Annotated in this window: 19 protein-coding genes and 1 other RNA gene; 8 read left to right on the forward strand and 12 right to left on the reverse strand. The window is 69.4% G+C overall.

Going from position 1 to position 23541, the window contains the following annotated elements; genetic code table 11:
- Positions 1-330 precede the first annotated feature (330 nt).
- The 3 genes from OHT76_RS17390 to OHT76_RS17400 form a co-directional block, all read right to left on the reverse strand.
- Positions 331-2472, reverse strand: a complete 2142-nt coding sequence (locus tag OHT76_RS17390) for a glycosyltransferase (protein ID WP_443049799.1) — start codon at positions 2470-2472, stop codon at positions 331-333.
- Positions 2472-3029 (reverse strand): hypothetical protein, encoded by a 558-nt coding sequence (locus OHT76_RS17395; RefSeq protein ID WP_328871751.1) that lies wholly within the window; start codon positions 3027-3029, stop codon positions 2472-2474. The genes OHT76_RS17390 and OHT76_RS17395 overlap by 1 nt, the downstream gene beginning before the upstream one ends.
- A gap of 287 nt (positions 3030-3316) precedes the next feature.
- Entirely contained in the window at positions 3317-4273 is a 957-nt protein-coding gene (locus OHT76_RS17400; protein ID WP_328871752.1) for a LysR family transcriptional regulator, read from the reverse strand.
- Between the two features lie 83 nt (positions 4274-4356).
- Between OHT76_RS17400 and OHT76_RS17405 the strand changes: the two genes are divergently transcribed.
- From OHT76_RS17405 to OHT76_RS17435, 7 genes are all read left to right on the forward strand, one after another.
- Entirely contained in the window at positions 4357-5580 is a 1224-nt protein-coding gene (locus OHT76_RS17405; protein WP_328871753.1) for an MFS transporter, read from the forward strand.
- Between the two features lie 128 nt (positions 5581-5708).
- Complete coding sequence (locus OHT76_RS17410) at positions 5709-7004, forward strand: ABC transporter substrate-binding protein (protein ID WP_328871754.1); 1296 nt, start codon at positions 5709-5711, stop codon at positions 7002-7004.
- Positions 7001-7948, forward strand: a complete 948-nt coding sequence (locus OHT76_RS17415; RefSeq protein ID WP_328871755.1) for a carbohydrate ABC transporter permease — start codon at positions 7001-7003, stop codon at positions 7946-7948. Before OHT76_RS17410 ends, OHT76_RS17415 begins: the two co-directional genes overlap by 4 nt.
- Positions 7945-8769 carry a carbohydrate ABC transporter permease gene (locus OHT76_RS17420; protein WP_328871756.1) on the forward strand — a complete coding sequence of 275 codons (825 nt, stop codon included), beginning with the start codon at positions 7945-7947 and terminating at the stop codon, positions 8767-8769. Before OHT76_RS17415 ends, OHT76_RS17420 begins: the two co-directional genes overlap by 4 nt.
- An 11-nt stretch (positions 8770-8780) precedes the next feature.
- Positions 8781-11033 (forward strand): alpha-xylosidase, encoded by a 2253-nt coding sequence (gene yicI, locus OHT76_RS17425; protein ID WP_328871757.1) that lies wholly within the window; start codon positions 8781-8783, stop codon positions 11031-11033.
- Positions 11033-12043, forward strand: a complete 1011-nt coding sequence (locus tag OHT76_RS17430; RefSeq protein ID WP_328871758.1) for a LacI family DNA-binding transcriptional regulator — start codon at positions 11033-11035, stop codon at positions 12041-12043. The genes yicI and OHT76_RS17430 overlap by 1 nt, the downstream gene beginning before the upstream one ends.
- Positions 12044-12072: 29 nt before the next feature.
- Entirely contained in the window at positions 12073-14967 is a 2895-nt protein-coding gene (locus OHT76_RS17435; RefSeq protein ID WP_328871759.1) for a glycoside hydrolase family 3 protein, read from the forward strand.
- Here the strand turns inward: OHT76_RS17435 and OHT76_RS17440 are convergent.
- From OHT76_RS17440 to ftsE, 7 genes are all read right to left on the reverse strand, one after another.
- Entirely contained in the window at positions 14954-15910 is a 957-nt protein-coding gene (locus OHT76_RS17440) for an extracellular catalytic domain type 1 short-chain-length polyhydroxyalkanoate depolymerase (RefSeq protein ID WP_328871760.1), read from the reverse strand. The two genes, OHT76_RS17435 and OHT76_RS17440, sit on opposite strands and share 14 nt — an antisense overlap.
- Before the next feature lie 77 nt (positions 15911-15987).
- Positions 15988-16899 carry a DUF4232 domain-containing protein gene (locus OHT76_RS17445; RefSeq protein WP_328871761.1) on the reverse strand — a complete coding sequence of 304 codons (912 nt, stop codon included), beginning with the start codon at positions 16897-16899 and terminating at the stop codon, positions 15988-15990.
- A 99-nt stretch (positions 16900-16998) separates the two neighbouring features.
- Positions 16999-17367: a transfer-messenger RNA gene (ssrA, locus tag OHT76_RS17450) on the reverse strand.
- A 104-nt stretch (positions 17368-17471) separates the two neighbouring features.
- Complete coding sequence (smpB, locus tag OHT76_RS17455; protein WP_328876552.1) at positions 17472-18014, reverse strand: SsrA-binding protein SmpB; 543 nt, start codon at positions 18012-18014, stop codon at positions 17472-17474.
- Between the two features lie 58 nt (positions 18015-18072).
- Positions 18073-19236, reverse strand: a complete 1164-nt coding sequence (locus tag OHT76_RS17460) for a S41 family peptidase (protein WP_328871762.1) — start codon at positions 19234-19236, stop codon at positions 18073-18075.
- Between the two features lie 68 nt (positions 19237-19304).
- Positions 19305-20222 (reverse strand): permease-like cell division protein FtsX, encoded by a 918-nt coding sequence (gene ftsX, locus OHT76_RS17465; RefSeq protein WP_328871763.1) that lies wholly within the window; start codon positions 20220-20222, stop codon positions 19305-19307.
- A gap of 40 nt (positions 20223-20262) precedes the next feature.
- Positions 20263-20952: a cell division ATP-binding protein FtsE gene (gene ftsE, locus OHT76_RS17470; protein ID WP_186286574.1), complete on the reverse strand. Its 690-nt coding sequence runs from the start codon at positions 20950-20952 to the stop codon at positions 20263-20265.
- Positions 20953-21186: 234 nt separating this feature from the next.
- Here ftsE and OHT76_RS17475 point away from each other — a divergent pair, with 234 nt between their 5' ends.
- On the forward strand, positions 21187-21384 hold the full coding sequence (locus tag OHT76_RS17475) for a hypothetical protein (protein WP_328871764.1): 198 nt from the start codon (positions 21187-21189) through the stop codon (positions 21382-21384).
- 82 nt (positions 21385-21466) lie between these two features.
- Here the strand turns inward: OHT76_RS17475 and OHT76_RS17480 are convergent, their stop codons facing one another.
- Complete coding sequence (locus OHT76_RS17480; RefSeq protein ID WP_328871765.1) at positions 21467-22057, reverse strand: LPXTG cell wall anchor domain-containing protein; 591 nt, start codon at positions 22055-22057, stop codon at positions 21467-21469.
- A 296-nt stretch (positions 22058-22353) separates the two neighbouring features.
- Positions 22354-23460, reverse strand: a complete 1107-nt coding sequence (prfB, locus tag OHT76_RS17485; RefSeq protein WP_328871766.1) for a peptide chain release factor 2 — start codon at positions 23458-23460, stop codon at positions 22354-22356.
- Between the last annotated feature and the right edge of the window lie 81 nt (positions 23461-23541).

The raw sequence follows: 23541 nt of genomic DNA on the forward strand, positions 1-23541 counted from the left end.
CCTCGTTCCACATATGCGGGTCTTGCGGATGTCCGTGCGGCTCATCGTCGTCACCGAGAGCTGTGACGATCTCTCCAGCGCCGCTGGTGTCGGCCAGACGCTGACGTCCTACGAGACGCTGCCGATGGTCACCCTCCGGGTCGATCGGAGCGGGCTTGTCGAGCTCGCCGCCCAGGACGGGGTGGCGCCTTCTTCAAGGACCGGATCGTCGCCGAGGCCTGCTTCTCCCCCATCGACGCCGCCAACTCCGCCGCCGTGGAAACACCCGGTGCGGCCGATATTTCGTACGGCGCCGAAATTCTCGTACTTCGAATTCCGCGCATTCCCGCATTACCCCGACGGCGCCTCAACCACCCCCGTCCGCCGCAATTTCTGCCAGCGCAGTCGCCCTCCGGTCAGAGCCGTTATCCAGGACTGGAGCAGAACGACATACATGAGCTGGCGATAGAGAATTTGCTGGAGGGGAAACGAGATGAGGGGCGTCAGGGATTCGCGGTCGAGCCGGAAGGCGTACGCCGCACAGACCGCCTGGATCGTCAGGACCCCCAGCCAGGCCGCGACGGTCCTGCCGGTGGGGCCGAAGACCAGGCCGTAGACGAGGAACACGTCGATCAGCGGGGCCAGTAGCGGGGCCACCACCATGAACAGCGACACCAACGGCAGCCCCACCCGGCCGAACCGGCCCGACGGGCCCCGTTCCACCAGCGCCCCGCGGTGCTTCCAGATCGCCTGCAGGGTGCCGTACGACCACCGGTAGCGCTGCGACCACAGCTGCTGGACCGTCTCCGGCGCCTCGGTCCAGGCGCGGGCCTTCTCGGCGTAGACGACCCGCCAGCCGTCCCGGTGCAGCGCCATGGTGATGTCGGTGTCCTCGGCGAGCGTGTCGTCGCTCATGCCGCCGACGCGTTCGAGAGCGCTGCGACGGAACGCCCCTACCGCGCCCGGGATCGTCGGCATACAGCGCAGCACGTCGTACATACGGCGGTCCAGGTTGAAGCCCATCACATACTCGATGTGCTGCCAGGCGCCGATGAGGGAGTCCCGGTTGCCGACCTTGGCGTTGCCGGCCACGGCGCCGACGCGCGGGTCGGCGAAGGGCTGGGCCAGCTCCCGGACCGTGGACGGTTCGAAGACCGTGTCGCCGTCCATCATCACGACGATGTCGTACCGGGCGTTGGCCAGACCGCGGTTGAGGGCGGCGGGCTTGCCCGCGTTGAGCTGGCGGATCACCCGTACGTTCGGCAGGCCCAGCGCCTCCACGATGCGCGCGGTGCCGTCGGTCGAGCCGTCGTCGACGACGAGGATCTCGATCGGGTGCTCGCCGGCCACGAGCGAACGCACGGTGTTCTCAATGCACTTGGCCTCGTTGTACGCCGGTACGAGCACCGACACCGGCTCGGTCACCACAGGGCCCCACTCCCGGCGGCGCACCCTGCGGGCGTGGACGCCGGACAGCAGGAACATCAGGGCGAGGCGGCCGATGACGAGGACACCGACGACGGCGAGGCCGACGACCAGGACGTCCGTGATGTCGTCGGAGGCGCGCACCAGCCAGATCCACGCCCTGCCCTTCCACAGGTCGACGCCGGTGACCTCGGTGTGCGCGCCGGGCGCGCCGAGGGCCTCGGTGAGGGTCTCGAACTCGTAGCCCTGGGTCTTGAGTTGAGGCAGGAGCCGGTCCAGGGCCCGCACGGTCTGGTCGCGGTCGCCGCCGGAGTCGTGCATCAGGACGATCGCGCCCCTGCCGCCCTCGGGGGTGGAGTTGCGGATGATCCGCTCGACGCCGGGCCTGCGCCAGTCCTCGCTGTCGGTGTCGTTGACGACGGTGAGATAGCCGCGGGTGCCGATGTACTCGGTCACCGGCCAGGACTCGTTGTCCAGGGCGCCCGCGGAGGAGGAGTACGGCGGACGGAACAGCGAGGTGCGGATGCCGGCCGCGCCGGTGAGCGCGAGCTGGTTCTGGGAGAGCTCCCAGTCGATGCGCTGTTTCGACTGGCGGGAGAGATCGGGGTGGTTGAAGGTGTGCAGGCCGATCTCATGGCCCTCCTCGACCATGCGCCGCACCAGGTGCGGGTGGCGGGAGGCCATGGTGCCGGTGACGAAGAACACCGCGTGGGCGTCATGCTTCGCGAGCACGTCCAGGACTTTGGGGGTCCAGGTCGGGTCCGGGCCGTCGTCGAAGGTGAGGACCAGTTGGTGGTCCTCCAGGCGTCGGCTCTCGGTACGGCCGCCGCGGGTGTCGATGACCGGCCCGCCCTCCCGGATCCGCTCCGGAACCCGGTCGGCGGCGACGGGCGGCCGAACCCGGTGGTCGGCCAGGATCTCGCTGTGCACATAGCCGCGCAGCAGCAGCATCGCCATCAGGGCCACGAGGGCGAGCGAGGGGAGCAGGAGGCGCAGGGGGAGGCGGCGGGCGGTACGGGGTGGCATCGGACGGTGGGCTCCGGGGCGGCGGGTGGTACGGGCCGGCATCAGAGGGCGGGCTCCGGGACCGTACGGCTGCCGCTGCCCGTGCCGCCGCCGCTGTCACCGGCGGGTGGGTCCGGTGGCGTGATCGAGGGTGCCGCGGTGGTCGGCGGGGCGGGTGTGCCGGTGGCCGGAGGGTCGGGCGACTCCTCGGGGGTCACCGTCGGATCGGTGCCCGGGGTGGTCGCCGTCACCGTGGGCTCGGGTTCGACCGACGGAGCCGGGTCCTCGGGGTCGGCGGAGGCGCCGGGTGTGGCGGCGGGCGCGCTCGTGGCGGGCGCCGTACTGCCGACCGGCGGCGGGACATCGGCGGGCTGCACGCCGGTGGCGCCGGTGGGCTCGGCGGAGGCCGCGGGCCGCGGGGAGTCCTCGACCCTGCCCGCCTCCTTGTCCTCACCCTGGCCCGGCACGGGCAGCCAGGGCGCGTCGGAGTTGCCGGAGAGCAGGGTGGCGACCATGACGACGGCGTAGACCGCGCAGGCCATGCCGGCGACGATGCCGATACGGCGGTATCTGCGGCTTCGGCGACCGGACTCGTCCACGAACACCGGACTCTCGGTCACCGGTCTCCCGGACACCGGACCGCCGGCGGCGGCGTCCAATTGGACGGTCACTTCTTCCGGGTCATGAAGGTGCTCCGGGAGTGTCCGGGATCCATCCCCGGGTTGGGTCTCTTCCCGCCAAACATCGTCGCGCACTTGCATCCCCCCACGGGACCGTTCCGGGCGCGCGTTCGACTCCGAGCACCCGTCGTCGGACCCGTTCCCCACCAGGTCCGAGCGCCCCCTTTGTCACACCGTGCTCGGGGGCACGAATGTAGTGCGCTCATGGGTGATGTGGTGCCTGTATCTCAAATGTGTACATTCATCAGCGTCGCGTCAATGGCCGGAACCCATCCCTCCGAGGGCTTGCGCAACCACCCTTCCCCAGCCGTCAGTTCGGCCGCCGCCCGCCGCAGGGCGTCGAGTCCGGGGTGCACCAGCCCTCTGCGCCACACCAGCGAGACCGGTGACAGGGGTACGGGATCGATCAGGGGCCGCAGCACCGAGGCGGGCATGGCAGGGAAGTCCACCACCGCGAGAACCGGCGTCCGCGTCTTGGCCATGACCCGCTCAAACTCCTCGTCACCGACGGCGAGCGGCGCGGGCGCGGCGACCTCGATGTCCCGTCCCTCGAAGAGCTGGTGCGCGAGGTCGGTCCACTCCGGGGTCCGCGGATTCCCGGCACCCGCGTAGACGACCGAGCCCGCCAGCGCGCGGAGTGGTACCGCCTCCAGCGAGGCCAGCGGATGGTCCTCGGGCAGGATCACCGCCATCGGCTCGTAGCGCACGGGCTGGTGTTCGAGGCCCGCTCGCAGGGACGGGTCGAGACCGGCGAAGCGGCCGAAGGACACGTCCAGGCGCCCCGCGAGCAGTTCGGCCGCGGCTCCGGTCAGGCCACTCTCGTAGCGCGCCATCAGCTCATGATCGGGGGCGAGTTCGCGGGCCCGCCCCAGCACCCGCCGCCCGGTGCCGAGCCCCGGCGAGTTCAGGTCGACCAGCAGGGGCCTGGCCTGCCCGAACGCTGCCACCAACGCCTCCTGCGCCGCCAGCACCCGCCGCGCGTGCGGCACCAGCCGCTCCCCGTCCGCCGTCAGCGTCACCTGCCGCGTGGTCCGTACGAACAGCTCGGCGCCCAACTCCCGCTCCAGCCGCCGTACATCACGACTGAGCGCCTGCTGGGCGACGTAGAGCCGGGCCGCGGCGCGGGTGAAGTGCAGTTCCTCGGCGACGGCGAGGAAGGCACGCAAGAGGCGGAGATCAGGCATGACGGGAATTTACAACGCAGGTGCGTGAATCGGTACGGAGAAGGTGTTGGACCCCTTGATCCACTTCGGGCGAGGGTTGCCCCATGCCGCAACCGACGACCTACCGCCACCTCTTCGCCATACCCGGCACCCGCGCCTTCACCGCCGGAAACCTCATGGCCCGCCTCCCCATGGGCATGTTCAGCGTGAGCGCGGTTCTGATGATCGCCGGGACGCGGGACTCGTACGCCCTCGCAGGTGCCGTGGTCGCGACCGGCCTTGCCGCCACCGCACTGGTCGCCCCCTGGACCGCGCGGCTGATCGACCGCCACGGACAGGCCCGTATCGCCCCGCCCGCCACCCTCCTCGCGGTCCTCGGCAGCCTCGCGCTGGTGCTGTGCACGCGCATGGGCGCCCCCGACTGGACCCTCTTCGCCGCGTACGCCGCCACCGCGACCACCCCCAACACCGGCGGTATGTCCCGGGCCCGCTGGGCGCACCTGCTGAAGGGCGACCCGGCGGCGCTGCACACCGCGAACTCCTTCGAGCAGGCGGCGGACGAGCTGTGCTTCATGCTCGGCCCGGTCCTCGCGGCCTTCCTGTGCGGGGCGTTCTTCCCGGAGGCGGGCACCCTCACCGGTGTGCTGCTCCTCGCGGCGGGCATGGCGCTGTTCACCGCCCAGCGGTCGACCGAACCGCCGGTCCGGAGCCGGCAGACCCCCAGTGAGCCTCCCTATCGCGCCCCGGGCATGCCCCCACTGCTCGTCGTCTGCCTCGCGATGGGTGCCGTCTTCGGTGCCCTGGAGGTCGTCACGATCGCGTTCGCCGACACACAGGGGCACGGCACGGCGGCCGGTGTGGTCCTCGGCCTCCAGGCGGGCGGCTCCTGTGCGGCGGGGCTGGTGTACGGGGCTCTGAAGCCGGGCGGCTCAGCCGAGCGCCGCTACCCGTGGTGCATCGGCGCGATGGCCGTACTCCTGACGCTGCCGCTGCTCGCCGCGTCCCTCACCGGTTCGCTCGTGGTGCTCGCGGGCGCCCTTCTGATCTCCGGGATGGCGACCGCACCGACGATGATCACCAGTATGACCCTGGTCCAGGAGCGCACCCCCGAGGGGCGCCTCAACGAGGGCATGACCCTGGCCGTCACCGGTCTGCTCGGCGGTATCGCGCTCGGCAGCGCGGCCGGCGGCTGGGCGGCGGAGCATGTGTCGGCGACGGCGGGGTTCGGGGTGCCGGTCGCGGCGGCGGGGGTGGCTCTGGTCATCGCCCTTGCCCCACGGGCGTTCGACCCACTGAACATCAACCCCGAATCCCGTCCGATCCATTGACGTGCCCACAGCCCGCACCTACCTTCCCCCGTCGAAGCGCTTCGACGTCGCGCATCGAATCGATTCGATGAACCCTGCGTGACGCCCAGTACGTCCCGATACCCATCCGACTCCCCTGGAGGCACTGGATGTTGACGGTACGAAGGCGAGTGGCGGCCGCGGCCGTGGTCCTGGCGGGATCACTGCTTCTGGCCTCCTGCGGCGACTCTGACGACGGCGGATCCTCCGACGGCAAGACCCTGCGGCTCTGGCACTACGAGGGCCTCAACAGCGCGATGGGCGTGGCCTGGACCGAGGCGATCAAGGAGTTCGAGGCCACGCACCCCGGTGTGAAGGTGGAGTACGAGGAGAAGAGCTTCGAACAGATCCAGAAGACCGCCCCGATGGTCCTGAACTCCTCCGACGCCCCCGACCTGATGGAGTACAACAAGGGCAACGCGACGGCGGGCAAGCTCTCCCAGCAGGGCCTGTTGACCGACCTCACCGAAGAGGCGGCGAAGCGCGGCTGGGACAAGAAGCTCAGCGACTCGGTGCGCACTACGAGCCAGTACGACGCCCAGGGTGTGATGGGCTCGGGCAAGTGGTTCGGCGTGCCCAACTACGCCGAGTACACGATGGTCTACCTCAACAAGGACCTCTTCGCGAAGCACAAGATCCCCGAGCCGACGACATTCGACGAACTGACCTCCGCGATGGGCAAGTTCGCCGACGCGGGCGTCACCCCGCTGGCCAACGCCGGCAACGAGTACCTCGCCCAGCAGTACGTCTACCAGCTGGCCCTGTCGAAGGCGGACCGCGCCTGGGTCGACGCCTACGAGCTCTACGACGGCGAGGTCGACTTCCACGACGCCGCCTGGACGTACGCCGCCGAGACCTTCGCCGACTGGGTGGACAAGGGGTACATCGCCAAGAACTCCACCGGCACCAAGGCCGAGGAGGCCGGGGTCTCCTTCATCCAGGGCAAGGCGCCGATCCTGTTCTCCGGCAGCTGGTGGTTCGGCCGCTTCCAGGACGAGGCGAAGTTCGACTGGGGCACCTTCCTGTGGCCCGGCTCGGATCTCACCCTCGGTTCGGGCGGAAACCTCTGGGTGGTCCCGGAGAGCGCCGAGAACAAGGAACTCGCCTACGACTTCATCGACATCACCATGTCGGAGAAGATCCAGAACCTGCTCGGCAACAAGGGCGGCGTCCCGGTCGCGGCCGACGCCGCCGCCATCACCGACCCGCAGTCGAAGAAGCTGATCGACGACTTCAACACGCTCTCCGACAACGACGGCCTCGCCTTCTACCCGGACTGGCCGGTCACCGGCTTCTACGACGTCCTCGTCTCCGAGACGCAGAAGCTGATGACGGGCAGCGCGGACCCGGACGCCTACCTCGACGCGTTGCAGGAGGCGTACGACAAGGGCGTACCGAAGCGATGACGGTGACCGTCGAACGCGGCGCGCGGGTGAGCCGGAAGCACGAGGATCCGAAGCACCCGCGCCCGCGCGACTCCTACGCCCTCTTCCTGCTCCCCGGTGTGCTCGCCTTCCTCGCGGTCGTCGTGCTGCCGTTCGCGATGAACACGTACGTGAGCTTCACGGACTGGCAGGGCGTGGGCGACCTGGAGTGGACCGGGCTCGCCAACTACCGGGAGCTGATGGACGACTCCGAGTTCTGGGAGTCCTTCCGGCACAGCATGTTCATGGTCGTCGCCATGGCCGTCGTACCGACCGCGCTCGGTCTTGTCCTGGCGGCGGCGCTGTTCGACTACGTCGGCAAGCACTTCGGCAGCAGGACGGTCGCCGTGTTGCGCGCCTGCTTCTATCTCCCGCAGGTGCTGCCGATCGCGGTCGCGGGCATCGTGTGGAGCTGGATCCTCGCCCCCGACAACGGCACGCTCAACGAACTCCTCGGCGCCGTCGGTCTGTCGAGCTGGCAGCAGGACTGGCTCGGCAACCCGGACCTCGCGCTCTACAGCGTCATGGGCGTGATGGTGTGGGTGCAGCTCGGCTTCCCGCTGGTGGTCTTCATGGCCGGACTCCAGCGCGTGGACCCGCAGTTGTACGAGGCGGCGGAGCTGGACGGGGCCGGCTGGTGGCGCCGCTTCTGGCACATCACGCTGCCGCAGATCCGCCCGGAGACGTATGTCGTCCTCACCTGGTGCACGATCGCCGCGCTCAAGGTGTTCGGCGCGGTGTACGTGCTGACGAAGGGCGGCCCGGGCGGGGCGACGAACGTGCCCTCCTACTTCTCCTTCACCACGTTCTTCGAGAAGACCCAGGTCGGCTACGGCGCCGCGATCTCCACGGTGCTGACCGTGATCATCCTGGCCCTGTCCCTGATCGGACTGAAGCTCCAGACCCGCGCCGAGGAGGGTGCATGAGCACCGCGCTACGCCGTTACCCGGTCCTCGTCGCGCTGACGGTCGCCGCCCTCTTCATGATCGTGCCGTTTCTGATCGTGGCGGTGAACGCGGTCAAGTCCCCGGCGGAGTACTCCCAGAACGGGCCCCTCAGCCTCCCCGAGGGCCTCTACCTGGACGGCCTGAAGGACTTCTGGGAGCGCGTCGACTACACGCAGAAGCTGATCAACTCGGTGCTGATCAGCGGGGCGGTGGCGGTCTGCGCGGTGGTGCTGTCGGTGCTGAACGCGTACGCGATCGGCATCGGCCGGGTGAAGGGCCGCACCTGGGTGCTGGCCTTCTTCGTCCTCGCCAACATGCTGCCGCAGGAGGCGCTGGTCTACCCGGTGTACTACCTGAGCAAGGAGGTCGGGCTCTACGACACCAGGCTGAGCGTGATCATCGTCTTCACGGTGATCCAGGCGGCGTTCGGGACGTATCTGCTGGCGTCCGTCCTCGGCCAGTTCCCCCGCGAGATCATCGAGGCCGCCCGGATCGACGGCGCGAACAAGTGGCAGGTGCTGTGGCGCATCGTCGTCCCGGTCAGCCGCCCCACCCTCGGCGTCCTACTGGTGTTCTTCTTCATCTGGACCTGGAACGAGTTCCTGCTCCCCCTGGTCATGCTGATCTCCAACGACAACCAGACGGTGTCGGTGGCCCTCGGTGTCCTCCAGGGCCAGCGCCTGATGGACGCCACGATGACGAACGCGGCGGCCCTGCTCGGGGTGCTCCCCGCGATCGTGTTCTTCCTCCTGTTCCAGCGGACCCTCACCCGCGGTATCGCCGTGGGTGCCGTGAAATAAGGACCCCCCACGTGAAATTCACCGACGGCTACTGGCTGTTGCGCGACGGCGTCACCGCGGACCACCCGGTGCAGGTCCTCGATGTCATCGCCGAGGACGGCACGCTGGAGATCCACGCCCCGACCCGGCCCGTCCGCCACCGCGGCGATCTGCTGAAGGGACCGGTCGTGACGATACGCGCGCACGCGCCGATGCCCGGCGTCATCGGCGTCACCTTCACCCACTTCGAGGGCGAGCCGCCCCGCGGCCCCGAATTCGAGGTGCACCAGGAGGACTTCACCCCCCAGGTGTCCTACGACGAGGAGTGCGCGACCCTGATCTCCGGCGAGCTGTCCGTGCGGGTGAGCCGCACCGGGCCCTGGCAGGTCGACTTCCGCGCGGGCGGCCGTACCCTCACCCGCAGCGGCCCCAAGGGGCTCGGCATCATGCGGGACGCGAGCGGCGCGCACTACCTGCGCGAGCAGCTCAACCTCACGGTGGGCACCTCGGTGTACGGCCTGGGCGAACGGTTCGGGCCGCTGGTGAAGAACGGCCAGGTCGTCGACGTCTGGAACGCCGACGGCGGCACCGCGACCGAACAGGCCTACAAGAACGTCCCCTTCTATCTGACGGACGCCGGCTACGGCGTCTTCGTCGACCATCCGGGCAAGGTCTCCTTCGAGGTCGGCTCGGAGACGGTGTCCCGGGTCCAGTTCAGCGCCGAGACCCAGGAGTTGACGTACTACGTCATCCACGGCCCGACCCCGAAGGACGTCCTGCGCAAGTACACCGCCCTCACCGGCCGTCCCGCCCTGCCGCCCGCCTGGTCTTTCGGGCTGTGGCTGTCGACGTCCTTCACGACGTCGTACGACGAGGAGACGGTCACCTCCTTCGTCGAGGGCATGGCATCGCGCGGGCTGCCGCTGTCGGTCTTCCACTTCGACTGTTTCTGGATGCGCGAGTTCCAGTGGTGCGACTTCCAGTGGGATCCGCGGGTCTTCCCCGACCCGGAGGGCATGCTGTCCCGGCTGAAGGCGCGGGGGCTGCGGGTGTGCGTGTGGATCAACCCGTACATCGCGCAGCGCTCACCGCTGTTCGCGGAGGGCAAGGCGCTCGGGCATCTGCTGCGGCGGCCCGACAGGAGTGTGTGGCAGTGGGATCTGTGGCAGCCGGGCATGGCGCTGGTCGACTTCACCTCCCCCGCCGCCCGCGCCTGGTACGCCGCGAAGCTGGAGGCGCTGCTCGCGCAGGGCGTGGACTGCTTCAAGACCGACTTCGGCGAGCGGGTGCCGCTCGACGTGGAGTGGTCCGACGGCTCGGACCCGGAGCGGATGCACAACTACTACACGTACCTGTACAACCGCACGGTCTTCGACGTACTGCGCAAGCACCGGGGTGAGGGCGAGGCGGTCGTCTTCGCACGGTCGGCGACGGCGGGCAGTCAGAAGTTCCCCGTGCACTGGGGCGGCGACTGCGAGGCGACGTACGAGTCGATGGCGGAGTCGCTGCGGGGCGGACTGTCGCTCGGGCTGTCGGGCTTCGGGTTCTGGAGCCATGACATCGGCGGCTTCGAGGGCACGCCGACGCCCGAGTTGTTCAAGCGGTGGCTGGCCTTCGGACTGCTGTCCTCGCACAGCCGGCTGCACGGCAGCTCCTCCTACCGGGTCCCGTGGCTGTTCGACGAGGAATCGGTCGACGTGCTGCGGCACTTCACCCGGCTGAAGCTGCGTTTGATGCCGTATCTGTACGAGGCCGCGCGCACCGCCCACACCGAGGGCGTGCCGATGATGCGGGCGATGCCGCTGGAGTTCCCGGACGACCCCGGGTGCGCGCATCTGGAGCGGCAGTACATGCTCGGGCCCGATCTGCTGGTGGCACCGGTGTTCAGCGACTCCGGCGACGTGTCGTACTACGTGCCCGAGGGCACCTGGACGCACTTCGTGACCGGCGAGACGGTCACCGGGCCGCGCTGGGTGCGCGAGACGCACGGGTTCCTGAGCGTGCCGCTGCTGGTCAGGCCGGGGGCGGTGATTCCGGTGGGCGCGGTGGACGACCGGCCCGACTACGACCACGCCGACGGGGTCACGCTGCGCGCGTACCGGCTGCGACGCGGGGCGCAGGTGGCGGTGCGGGTCGGGGACGTGGCCTTCACCGTCGTACGGGAGGGGGACACGCTGCGGGCGTCGTGCGGTGACCCCTCGGCGCCGTGGGGGCTCGCGGCCGGGGAGCGCGTGGTGCGGGCGCGGGCGGGGACCGGGTTTCTGACGCTGGAACTGGAGGCCTGATGGTGAAGATCACCGATGTGGCCCGGCGCGCCGGAGTCTCCCCCAGCACCGTCAGCTACGCCCTCAGCGGCAAACGGCCGATCTCCGAGGAGACCCGGCGCCGGGTGGAGGAGGCCATCCGCGAGCTCGGCTACCGCCCGCACGCCGGTGCCCGGGCGCTGGCCAGCAGCCGCTCGAACGTACTGGCGCTGGTGGTGCCGCTGCGGGCCGGAATCCATGTGCCGGTGGTGATGCAGTTCGCGTCGGCGGTGGTGACGACGGCACGGCGCCACGACCACGATGTGCTGCTGCTGACCCAGGAGGAGGGCGACGAGGGGCTGCGGCGGGTCGCGGACACGGCGTTGGTGGACGCGCTGATCGTGATGGACGTCCAACTGCACGATCCCCGGCTGCCGTTGCTGCGGGCGCTGGACCGGCCGTCCGTGATGATCGGGTTCCCGGCCTCCTCCACCGGACTGACCTGCATCGACCTGGACTTCAAGGCGGCCGGTGAGGCGTGCGTGGAGCATCTGGCGCGGCTCGGGCACCGGGTGGTGGCGCTGGTCGGGTCGCCGCCGGAGGTGTATGTACGCCGGACCGCGTTCGCCCAGCGCGTCGTCGAGGGCTTCACTGCCGCCGCCGACCGCTGCGGCCTCGCCTCCTCGGTGCACCCCTGCGAGGCCGCGCCGGGCGCCGCCCGCGCGGTGGCCGAGCGGCTCCTGCGCGAACAGCCCGCGCTGACCGGAGTCGTCGTCCACAACGAACCCCTGCTGGACCCCCTGGTCGACGCCTTCGAACAACTCGGCCTCCGGGTCCCCACCGACCTGTCGGTCACCGCCATCTGCCCCGACGAGACCGCCGCCACCGTCCGCGTCCCGATCGCCAACGTCGCCCTGCCGACCGCGGAGGTCGGCGAGCGAGCGGTGGAGCTGCTGATGCGCAAGCTGGGCGGCACAGCCGTACCGGAGGCGACCCTGCTGCCGCCCCGGATGACGCGCCGCTCCAGTACCGCGCCGCGCCAAGTGCCCTGAACAGCCTCCCTAGTCGAAGGAGCCGTGACATGAAGGGCAAGACCAGACTCAGACCCGCGCTCGTGGTGGCCCTCGCGCTGATCGCCGGCACGTTCGCCGCCGTTCCCGCGTCGGCGGCCGAACCGGCGTTCCGCGATCCGTCCCTTCCGGTGGGCGAGCGGGTCGAGGATCTGCTGGACCGGCTCACCCTGGACGAGAAGATCTCGCTGCTGCACCAGTACCAGCCCGCCATTCCCCGCCTGGGCATCCAGTCCTTCCGCACCGGCACCGAGGCCCTGCACGGTGTCGCCTGGCTCGGCGAGACCACCGTCTTCCCCCAGGCCATCGGCCTTGCCTCGACCTGGGACCCGGAGCTGATGGAACGGGTCGGCTCGGCGGTCGGCGACGAGGCGCGCGGCTTCCAGCAGGAACGCCCCGCGGGATGGGGGCTGAACCTGTGGGCGCCGGTGGTGAACCCGCTGCGCGACCCGCGCTGGGGCCGCAACGAGGAGGGCTACAGCGAGGACCCGCAGCTGACCGGCGCCCTGTCCACGGCTTACGGCGAGGGCCTGACCGGCGGTGACCCGGACCATCTGAAGACGGCCCCGACCCTGAAGCACTACCTGGCCAACAACAACGAGTGGCACCGCACCACCACCTCCTCCGACCTGCGCCCGAGGGTGGCGAAGGAGTACGACGAGGCAGCCTTCAAGCCCGCGATCGAGGCGAACGCGGCAACGGGTGTGATGTCCTCCTACAACTTGGTCAACGGCCGCCCGGCGACGGTCAATCCGGACCTCGACGACGTCGTGCGCAAGTGGACCTCGTACGACCTGTTCAACGTCACCGACGCCTTCGCCCCCGGCAACCTCCCCGGCGACCAGCGCTACTACCCCACGCTCGCCGAGGGCGACGCCGCGGCCGTGAAGGCCGGTATCGACAGCTTCACCGACAACAACGCCGACTCGGGCGTGACGATCGCGGCGATCAACTCGGCCTTGGACCAAGACCTGTTGGAGGAGTCGGACATCGACGAGGCGGCGGGCCATGTCCTGTCGATCCGCGTGCGGCTCGGCGAATTCGATCCCGGCGGCGGGAAGTACGGCGCGATCGACAAGTCGGTCATCAACAGCCCCGAGCACCGGAAGCTGGCGCGCGAGGCGGCGGCCGAGGGCACGGTCCTGCTGAAGAACCAGTCGAAGGCGCTGCCGCTGAAGAAGTCCGAGAAGGACGTCGCCGTCGTCGGCCCGCTCGCCGACACCCTGTACACCGACTGGTACTCGGGCACCCTGCCGTACGCGGTCACCCCCGCAGAGGGCATCGCGGCCGAGCTCGGCGTCCCCCAGGTGGCGCAGAGCGAGGGCGTCGACCGCATCGCGCTGAAGAACACGGCGACCGGCAAGTACATCACCACCGGCGACGCCCTGCTCAAGGAGAGCGCCCAAGCCCCTTCCACGAACACGCAGTTCGACGTGTTCGACTGGGGCGCCGGGATCGTGACCCTGCGCTCGGCGGTGGCCGGCAAGTACGTCGGCTACAACTGGTCCGGTTTCGCCGACGACCAGGCGCAGCCCGGGGGCTGGTTCGTCCAGCAGCAGTTCAAGCTGGAGGAACAGCCGGACGGCACGCACCTGCTGCGCTACGCCGGGTACGAGACCGAGGAGTCCTGGTGGACCAACCCGGTATACGTCGGCCCGACCGGCGCGGACGGCACGCTCGGGCTGGTGGAGAAGGAGGACGCCGCGCACTACACGAAGGACATCGTGCGCAGCGGCGTCGAAGAGGCGGTCGCTGCGGTGAAGGGCCGGGACACGGCGGTGGTCGTGGTCGGCTCCAACCCGTCGATCAACGGCCGCGAGGCCCACGACCGCACCGACATGGGCCTCGCCCCCGCACAGGAGGCCCTGGTCAGGGCGGTGCGCAAGGCGAACCCGAACACGGTCGTGATCGTCGAGAACAGCTACCCGACGACCCTCGGCGCCCTCCAGAAGGAGGTCCCGGCCCTGCTGTGGACATCCCACGCGGGCCAGGAGACGGGCAGCGCGCTGGCGGACGTCCTCTACGGCGACGTCAACCCGGCGGGCCGCCTCACCCAGACCTGGTACCGCTCGACGGCCGACCTCCCGTCGATCCTCGACTACGACATCATCAAGTCCGACCGCACCTACCAGTACTTCAAGGGCGCCCCGCTCTACCCCTTCGGCCACGGCCTCTCGTACACGACGTTCCGCTACGGCACGCTGAAGCAGGTCACCGGCGGCTACGAGGTGAAGGTCACCAACACCGGCACCCGGGCAGGCGACGAGGTCGTCCAGCTCTACACCCACCAGCGGACCTCCCGCGACAAGCAGCCACTCAAGCAGCTGAAGGCGTTCGAGCGGGTGTCCCTGAAGCCGGGCGAGACCCGCACGGTCCACCTGAAGCTGACCCCGGACGACCTGGCCCACTGGGACGTCACCCGCTCCAAGTGGGTGACGGAGACCGGCACTTACGACGTCATGGCCGGCGCCTCCTCGACGGACATCCGCACCCGGACGACCTGGCGGGTCAAGGGCGAGACCATCCCCGCCCGCGACCTCACCCGCACCACCCGTGCCGAGAACTTCGACGACTACGACGGCATCCGCCTGGTCGACGAGTCGAAGGCGCGCGGTACGGCGGTGTCGGCGTCGGCGGACGGCGCCTGGCTGAAGTTCGCGGACGTACAACTGGGCGCGGGCGCCGATGAGTTGACGGCAAGCCTGGCCGGAGCGTCCGGCCCGGTCGAGGTCCGGCTCGGCTCCCCGACCGGCCCCCTCGCCGGTACGGCCCACTTCGCCGGGACCTCGTCGCCCTACACCTACGAGACGGTCACGGCGAAGCTGTCGGGCGCGGCGAAGGGCCGTACGGACGTCTATCTGGTCCTCGGTGAGGGCATGCGCCTGTCGACGTTCAGCCTGCGCTGAGCCCCCAGGCCTGCCCGAGCTGATACGCGGCACACAGATTCACATCGAGGAAGTAGGCACCGGCCGTCCCGCACTGCCCGGGGTCGACGGGCTGGCCGTGTCCCATGCCGGTGATGCTGTACGTCTCGACGGCGGTGTTCCCCGCCGGGTCCCGGAAGACCTGGTGGGGATACCCGGCGACGGAGTCACTGACGTCGGCCGTCCGGTCGGCGCCGTGGACGTCGGTCCACTGCTCCACCAGGTCGGTCATGTTGACGGGCTTGACGGTGTAGTCGGCGGTGCCCTGGAGGACGGTCAGCGCGGGCCAGGGCCCGCCGTACCCGGGGCGCGCGGCCCGCACCCGGTCGCCCCACTGGTCCGGGGTCTGCGTCGCGCCGACGTACATGCACACGTACGGCGACCCGGCGGCCTGCGCGCATCCGTAGGGCAGCCCGGCGACGATGCCGCCCGCCGTGAACTTCTCCGGGTACGTCGCCATCAGCACCGCGGTCATGCCGCCCCCGGCGGACAGCCCGGTGACATACACCCGCGAGCCGCCGACATCCGCGATCTGCCGGTCCACCATCTGCGCGAGCGAGGCGGCCTCGCCCTGGCCGCGCTGGATGTCGCCGGTCTGGAACCAGCTGAAGCAGTTCGACGCGTTGTTGCCGCTCTGCTGCTGCGGCAGGACGACGGAGAAGCCCCAGCGGTCGGCGAGCTGGGTCCACCCGCTGCCGGTGCCGTACCCGGAGGCGTTCTGAGTGCACCCGTGCATCGCGACGACGACGGGCCGCCCGGCGGGGAGGCCGTCGGGGACGTACCGGAACATGCGCAGCGCGCCGGGGTTGGTGCCGAACCCGGTGACCTCCTGGAGGGAGGCGGCGGACGCGGGGGACGGGGTGAGGAGGACGGCCAGGAGGGCCGTCAGGACGGCAAGCAGGGTCGCGGCTCTGGTCTGTGTCATGCGGAGGGACCGTAAAAGCGTCAACGACCCTCCGATATAGGGCGGGACACCACAACGGAGGCGTCCACCGTGGGGTGTCAAGACGCCGGTGTCTCGGTCCCGCGGTAGGTCTCGTCCTTCGTCCACGCACCGACGCCGAGCTTCCCCGTCGTCCCGAGGTCGAGCTCCGGTATCACCATCACGGGGTCGGCGCCCGGCTTCGCCCATACGCGGACGTACGGCGCGTTCACCGGCTCGCCGGCGCCGGTGGTGTTCCGCCAGGCGAGGGAGGCCCGCGCGACTTCGCCCGGCCGTAGTACCAGGGGCCGCGGGGTGTCGTCACCGAGGCCGGTACTGATCTCCGCGGTGCCCTGGAGGATCCGCACCCCGTCGACGGTCTCGTGGTCCTCGTCGTGCAGCTCGACCTCCGGATAGCCGTTGATCTCGACGGGCCGGCTGCCGCAGTTGACCAGGTGCAGTCCCACGGCCCGCAGTCCCAGCGCGGCGTCCCCCTGGTCCGCGTACACGTGCATCCCGGACGCCGGGCACGGACCCGAAGCGGACGACGCCTCGTCGTCGGGGACGCTGCGCACCTTGACGACCGTCACGCCTGCCACATCAGCCGAAGGCGACTCCCCCATGGCGACGGTCCCCTTGGCGGTCTTTCCCGCCCCGACCGACTCGACAATCTGTTCCCTGTTGTCGAGCACACCGCCGGAGCCGTCGAGAAACCCGAGGGTGACGGTGTAAGTCGCCGCTTCGGTCCCGTCGTTGGTGACCTCGAAGTCGGCGGAGAATTCGGCCCCGCATCCGTACAGCCCGGTGACCTTCACATCGCTCTCGGCCGGATCACCGGAGGACGGAAGAGGCAACGGTGTACCCGTGGGACACAGCGTTCCGGAAGCGACCGGACCACCGTCGCTCCCGGCCCCGCCCTCCTCGGCGCCGCACGCGGCGAGCAGCAGGACACCGGCGAGAACGACGGGAACAACACGGCGGGCGGTAGGCATCGGCCCAGACTGTCACAGACCCCATGCGCCCCATGACAAAGGCCCCGCCGCTCGAAAGCGACGGGGCCTTTGCCCACATGGGGTTACCCCCGGAGGGGTTGGTGGAGATGGCGGGAATCGAACCCGCGTCCAACGGTGCGGAATCAGGGCTTCTCCGTGTGCAGTCTGGTACGAGTTTCTCGGCCCTCCGGATCACCCAGACAAGTCCGGAACGGGCCCAGTCACTGTTAGATTTCCCTCTTCACCCCGTGACCGGGATCAAGGTTTAGTTCCCTAGCTGATGCCAGGATCCGGGTCGGGAACAGCCCCGGGCTGACACTTCGCAAGTCGCTACTTAGGCAGCGAGGGCGAAGGAATCGCGCTTGGTGTTGGCGATTATTTTTTGCGACATATGGTTTACGAGATCATTGCCGCTTCCTCGACACGCTTCCCCTGCTTCGACAGCCGCTGTCGAAACCGATCATCCCCATGTTGCTGTGTTTAATTAAGAAACAGCTCAATCTGCACACCGGTACGTCGTCCGGTGTTGGTGCCATCGTACGTGACCAACGCACACCGATGCCACCGTATTCCTACTGGCCCCGCTCCCTCCGCTTCGCAGCCGCGATCGCCCGGTCCGACTCCCGCCGGTCCTGCTTCTCCCGCAGCGTCTGGCGCTTGTCGTACTCCTTCTTGCCTCGCGCGAGCGCGATCTCGGCCTTCGCGCGGCCGTCCTTGAAGTACAGGGCGAGGGGCACGATGGTGTGACCCGTCTCCTGGGACTTCGCCTCCAGCTTGTCGATCTCCTCGCGGTGCAGGAGAAGCTTGCGCTTGCGGCGCGCGGAGTGGTTGGTCCAGCTGCCCTGGTGATACTCCGGGATGTGGGCGTTGTGCAGCCAGGCCTCGCCCCGGTCGATCTGGACGAAGCCGTCGGTCAGCGACGTCCGGCCCTCGCGCAGCGACTTGACCTCGGTGCCCATGAGCACCAGGCCCGCCTCAAAGGTGTCGACAATCGCGTAGTCGTGCCGCGCCTTCTTGTTCTGCGCGACGATCTTGCGCTTGCCGCCCTTCTCGCCGTCCTTGGCCTTGGCGGCCGTCCCGCCCTGCTTGGGCTGGGACTCCTTCGGTACGTACATTCCCTTACTCATAGTGCCGTCCATTTTCGCACTACGGAGGGGGTCCGCGGGAAGCGGTTTACTCGGGGCCCAATCCGGTGAGCACGGTCTCGGCCCGCTCCAGGGCCTTCGCATCGGCCTCCAGGTCGGGCGTGAGGCCATGGCCGTCGACCCCGCGCCCCGACGGAGTGCGGTAATGCCCGACCGTCAGCTCGGCGACGGAGCCGTCGGGCAGCCTGCTCGGCATCTGCACCGAGCCCTTGCCGAAGGTGCGGGAGCCCACCACGACCGCCCGGCCGCGGTCCTGCAGGGCGCCGGTGACCAGCTCGGCCGCGCTCATCGTGCCGCCGTCGACGAGCGCGACCAGGGGTCTGGTGGTGTCGCCGCCGGGCTCGGCGTGCAGGGCGCGCTGCTCGCCGTCGATGTCGTAGGTGGCGACCAGGCCGCCGTCGAGGAAGGCGGAGGCGGCGGTGACGGCCTCGGTGACCAGGCCGCCGGAGTTGCCGCGCAGGTCGAGGATGATCCCGTCGGCGGCGGGGGCCTGCCGTACGGCGGTGCGTACCGCGTCGCCGGAGCCCTTGGTGAAGGAGTCGATCCGGATCACGGTGACCCCGCCGGCGAGCCGGCGGGCGGTGACGGAGTCGGTGGACAGCTCCGCGCGGTGCACGGTGAGGCTCCACGCGCGTGTGCCGCGCTCCAGACCGAGCCTGACCGCCGTACCGGCGGCCGCGTCGGTGGCGTCGCCGCGCAGTAAGGAGACCACCTCGGTGACGGGCCGCCCGTCGACCTTCTCGCCGTCGACGCTGCGCAGCCGGTCCCCGGCCCGGATCCCGGCGGCGGCCGCGGGCGACCCCGCACCCACCTTGGTCACTTCGATACGGCCGTCCCGCTCGCGCCGCGCCCACAGCCCGACGCCGGTGTAGCGGCCGTCCAGGGCCTCCTCGAACTCCTCGTACTCGCCCTGGGAGTAGACGGCGCCCCAGCGGTCCCCGCTGCGGCTGACGGCGCGCTCGGCGGCTTCCACGGGCGACTTGCCGTCGGCCATGGCCTCGGCGGCGGCCTCGGCAACCTGTTCATGGCGGGCGGCGGTGGTCGAACGGGCCGTTCCGGGCGGCGACTTCCGGTCGGGTCCCGGCAGTGCGCCGGTGGCCGCACCGGCGACCAGCACGCTCGCGAAGACCAATGTCAGGGCGGCCCCGCGGCGAATGCGACGGGGCTGGCAGAACAGGTCACGACCTGACATGCCGGTGAGTCTAGGACAACGCGAAGGGGCCGTACGGGCCGTTGCCCGTACGGCCCCCTTGGCGTTGGTCACACCTTCAGATACTTGCGCAGCGCGAAGAACGCCGCCAACGCGGGCATCAGCAGGCTCGTCGCGAGGATGAGCGGCAGCTTCGCCAACACCGCTTCCCATCCGATGAAGTTGACCAGGGTCAGCTGGTCGGCGAGGGCCAGGCCGTGGTCGATGAGGAAGTACCGCGCGATCACCAGGAAGCCACAGGCGACCGTGCCACCGATGAGCCCGGCGACCGCGGCCTCCATGATGAACGGCGCCTGGATGTAGAAGCCCGAGGCACCGACAAGGCGCATGATGCCGGTCTCGCGCCGCCGGCTGAACGCGGACACCCGCACGGTGTTGACGATCAGCATCAGCGCGACGACGAGCATCAGCGCCATCACCGCGCGTGCCGCCCAGTTCATGCCGTTGAGCAGCTTGAAGAGGTTGTCCAGGATGCCCTTTTGGTCCTGCACGGACTGCACACCCTCCCGCCCGTTGAAGGCGGTGGCGATGACCTGGTACTTCTCGGGGTCCTTCAGCTTGATCCGGTACGACTCCTGCATCTGGTCCGGCGTGAGGGAGGCCGCCAGCGGGGAGTCGCCGAACTGCTCCTTGTAGTGCTTGTACGCCTGGTCCTGCGACTCGTACGTCACCTTCTCGACGACCGACATCTTGTCCAGGTCGCCGAGGATCTCCTTCTTCTGGTCCGCGGTGACCGCGCCCTTGGCGCAGTTGGGGTCGGACTCGGCGTCGCTCTTGTTGCAGAGGAACACCGAGACGTTGACCTTGTCGTACCAGAAGCCCTTCATGGTGTTGACCTGGTCGCTCATCAGGAGCGACCCGCCGAACAGGGCGAGCGACAGGGCGACGGAGACGACGACGGCGAAGGTCATCGTCAGATTGCGGCGGAGACCGACACCGATCTCGGACAGTACGAACTGGGCGCGCATGGCGTCTGTTTCAAGCCTTTCCGTGGAACTCGCTGCGGTCTCAGTGCTGGTAGCCGTAGACGCCGCGGGCCTGGTCGCGGACGAGGCGGCCCTTCTCCAGCTCGATGACGCGCTTGCGCATCTGGTCCACGATGTTCTGGTCGTGCGTCGCCATCACCACGGTCGTGCCGGTCCGGTTGATCCGGTCCAGCAGCTTCATGATGCCGACGGAGGTCTGCGGGTCGAGGTTGCCGGTGGGCTCGTCGGCGATCAGCAGCTTGGGCCGGTTGACGAAGGCCCGCGCGATGGCGACGCGCTGCTGCTCACCGCCGGACAGCTCGCCCGGCATGCGCTCCTCCTTGCCGCCGAGCCCGACGAGGTCGAGCACCTGCGGCACGGACTTGCGGATCTCACCGCGCGACTTGCCGATGACCTCCTGCGCGAAGGCGACGTTCTCGGCGACCGTCTTGTTCGGCAGGAGCCGGAAGTCCTGGAACACCGTCCCCAGCTGGCGCCGCATCTGCGGCACCTTCCAGTTGGACAGGCGCGCGAGGTCCTTGCCCAGAACATGCACCTGGCCGTGGCTGCACCGCTCCTCGCGGAGGATCAGCCGCAGGAAGGTGGACTTTCCGGAGCCGGAGGACCCCACGAGGAACACGAACTCGCCCTTCTCCACTTCCAGGGACACATCCCTGAGTGCGGGGCGGGTCTGCTTGGGGTAGACCTTGGATACGTTGTCGAATCGGATCACGGATGCACCACGGGTCGCCGGGGGTAGATGAGCGTGACCATACGCGAGTCGGGTGCGGCAGTGCAGGCACCGGCCGGGGTTGCGCCACTGATGTGCGGATTTGTTCCCACCTTGCACCCTCCCTTTGTGAGCGCCCAGGCAGCCTCCGGAGGAACCTGGCACAGTAGAGAAGGGAACGTTCTGCGCCCCTGAGACGTTCTCCCCTTGAAACCACTGACAAGAAGGGCGAGGCGCATGACGTACGACCGGCTGGTGTGCGCGAACTGCGCGGCGCCCGTGAACGAGGGCCGCTGCCCGGTGTGCCGGGCGAACCGAGAGCGGCTCCAGCAGGAGAACCCGCTCGCGAACCTGAACCCGATGACGCTGATCGCACTGCTCGCGGTGCTGATCGCGGCGGTGGCGCTGCTGGCGCACCAGACCGCGTTCGCGTAGGACGCCCGAAGACATCCGAAGGGCCCGGAGCGACATCCGCTCCGGGCCCTTCGTCACACACAGTGTGCGCAGGCGGCTACCGTCAGGCAGCCGCACCGCCACGGCCGCCCACCAGGCGCGGAAGCACCCGGAAGCCGACGCCGCCGGCGATCATCGTCGCGGCGCCGATCAGCAGGAACGTGGTCTGCGCGGCACCGGTCTCGGCGAGCTCCTCACCGCTGCCCTGGGCGGAGGTGTCGGAGGCTGCCTCCTCACCGGTGTCCGTCAGGGAGGAGGAACCCTCCTGCTGGGCGGAGTCACCGGAGCCGCCGTCGGGGTCGGTGTTGTTGCCGTTCCCGTTGCCATTCCCGTTGCCGTTGCCGTTCCCGTTGCCCGGGTCCTCGGTCGGCGCGGTGGTCGGGTCGTCCGAGGGCTCCTCGGTCGGCTCCGTGGGCTCCGGCTCGGTGGGCTCGGTCGGCTCCGGCTCGGTCGGCTCCGGGATGACGGTCGGCTCGGTCTCGGTCGGCGTGGGCTCCGGCTCGGTCGGCGTCGGCTCGGGCTCCGGCGTGACACAGACGCCCAGGTCTTCGCAGACGTCGGCGGAAGCGACACCCGCGGCAGAGAGCGTGGCACCGGCCGCGATCACGGCACCGGCCGCAATCCGCGCGACCCGGATCCGCGTCTTCTTGGTCATGTGGTTGCTACCCCCAGTAGCTCATCGTCAGTGAGGCGGCGCTCGGGGCGGTGATCGACGGAAGTAGCTGCACTAGAGCCCCCCGGTTCACATGCGCCCCAGAGATACGCATGCCACGCTTTACCCTTCCCATTTTTCAAAGCAACGTCAAGGCCGTTGCGCGCGTGATGTCCAAGTACGGGTTCTTTGCCGGGGGATGGAGCCTGTGAGTGTGATGTAAAACCCAGACATCCGGGAACAGAAAAGGCAACTGCCACCTCAGAGGCGGCAGTTGCCTTGTCGACAAAACGCTTCGCTTACTTCTCCTGCTGCTTGCGCCAGCGAATTCCGGCCTCGATGAAGCCGTCGATCTCACCGTCGAGCACGGCCTGCGGGTTGCCGACCTCGAAGTCCGTCCGCAGGTCCTTGACCATCTGGTACGGGTGCAGGACGTACGAGCGCATCTGGTTGCCCCAGGAGCTGCCGCCGTCGCCCTTGAGGGCGTCCATCTTGGCCCGCTCCTCCTGGCGCTGACGCTCCAGCAGCTTGGCCTGGAGGACGTTCATCGCGGTCGCCTTGTTCTGGATCTGCGACCGCTCGTTCTGACAGGAGACGACGATTCCGGTGGGGAGGTGGGTGAGGCGCACCGCGGAGTCGGTGGTGTTCACGCCCTGGCCGCCGGGGCCGGAGGAGCGGTACACGTCCACCCGCAGCTCGGACTCGTCGATCTCGACGTGGTCGGTCTGCTCGACCACGGGGAGCACCTCGACGCCCGCGAAGGAGGTCTGACGGCGCCCCTGGTTGTCGAAGGGCGAGATCCGGACGAGCCGGTGCGTACCCTGCTCCACCGACAGCGTCCCGTAGGCGTACGGCGACTGCACGGAGAAGGTGGTCGACTTGATGCCGGCCTCTTCGGCGTACGACGTCTCGATGAGCTCGGTCTTGTAGCCGTGGCGCTCCGCCCAGCGCAGGTACATGCGCTGAAGCTGCTCGGCGAAGTCGGCGGCGTCGACGCCACCGGCCTCGGCGCGAATATTGACCAGCGCCTCACGGGAGTCGTACTCCCCGCTGAGCAGGGTCCGGACCTCCATCTCGTCCAGCGCCTTCTTGACGGCGACGAGCTCGGACTCGGCCTCGGCACGGGTGTCCGGGTCGTCCTCCTCGTCGGCCATCTCGAAGAGCACGGAGAGATCGTCGATCCGCCCGCGCAGGGCCTCGGCCTTCCGCACCTCGGCCTGGAGGTGGGAGAGCTTGCTGGTGATCTTCTGCGCCTCGTCCGGGTTGTCCCACAGGGACGGCACGGCCGCCTGCTCCTCGAGCACGGCGATGTCTGCCCTCAGCTTGTCGAGGTCCAGAACGGCCTCGATCGACTCCATGGTCGAGGAGAGGGACTTGAGCTCTTCGGATACATCGACGACTGCCACGCCTCCAGCGTAACGGCTACGGCAAGCGACCTCGGCCGAGCAGGGTGGGTAGGCCCCTCTCAGCCCGTCCGGCGTTTGAGG

The organism is Streptomyces sp. NBC_00287 (assembly GCF_036173105.1).
In the GTDB taxonomy this organism is placed as follows: domain Bacteria; phylum Actinomycetota; class Actinomycetes; order Streptomycetales; family Streptomycetaceae; genus Streptomyces.

Coding starts and splice junctions, on each gene's coding strand:
- OHT76_RS17390 (WP_443049799.1), bottom strand. CDS start 2,472: ATGCCGGCCCGTACCACCCGCCGCCCCGGAGCCCACCGTCCGATGCCA.
- OHT76_RS17400 (WP_328871752.1), bottom strand. CDS start 4,273: ATGCCTGATCTCCGCCTCTTGCGTGCCTTCCTCGCCGTCGCCGAGGAA.
- OHT76_RS17405 (WP_328871753.1), top strand. CDS start 4,357: ATGCCGCAACCGACGACCTACCGCCACCTCTTCGCCATACCCGGCACC.
- OHT76_RS17410 (WP_328871754.1), top strand. CDS start 5,709: ATGTTGACGGTACGAAGGCGAGTGGCGGCCGCGGCCGTGGTCCTGGCG.
- OHT76_RS17415 (WP_328871755.1), top strand. CDS start 7,001: ATGACGGTGACCGTCGAACGCGGCGCGCGGGTGAGCCGGAAGCACGAG.
- OHT76_RS17420 (WP_328871756.1), top strand. CDS start 7,945: ATGAGCACCGCGCTACGCCGTTACCCGGTCCTCGTCGCGCTGACGGTC.
- OHT76_RS17430 (WP_328871758.1), top strand. CDS start 11,033: ATGGTGAAGATCACCGATGTGGCCCGGCGCGCCGGAGTCTCCCCCAGC.
- OHT76_RS17435 (WP_328871759.1), top strand. CDS start 12,073: ATGAAGGGCAAGACCAGACTCAGACCCGCGCTCGTGGTGGCCCTCGCG.
- OHT76_RS17440 (WP_328871760.1), bottom strand. CDS start 15,910: ATGACACAGACCAGAGCCGCGACCCTGCTTGCCGTCCTGACGGCCCTC.
- OHT76_RS17445 (WP_328871761.1), bottom strand. CDS start 16,899: ATGCCTACCGCCCGCCGTGTTGTTCCCGTCGTTCTCGCCGGTGTCCTG.
- smpB (WP_328876552.1), bottom strand. CDS start 18,014: ATGTACGTACCGAAGGAGTCCCAGCCCAAGCAGGGCGGGACGGCCGCC.
- OHT76_RS17460 (WP_328871762.1), bottom strand. CDS start 19,236: ATGTCAGGTCGTGACCTGTTCTGCCAGCCCCGTCGCATTCGCCGCGGG.
- ftsX (WP_328871763.1), bottom strand. CDS start 20,222: ATGCGCGCCCAGTTCGTACTGTCCGAGATCGGTGTCGGTCTCCGCCGC.
- OHT76_RS17475 (WP_328871764.1), top strand. CDS start 21,187: ATGACGTACGACCGGCTGGTGTGCGCGAACTGCGCGGCGCCCGTGAAC.
- OHT76_RS17480 (WP_328871765.1), bottom strand. CDS start 22,057: ATGACCAAGAAGACGCGGATCCGGGTCGCGCGGATTGCGGCCGGTGCC.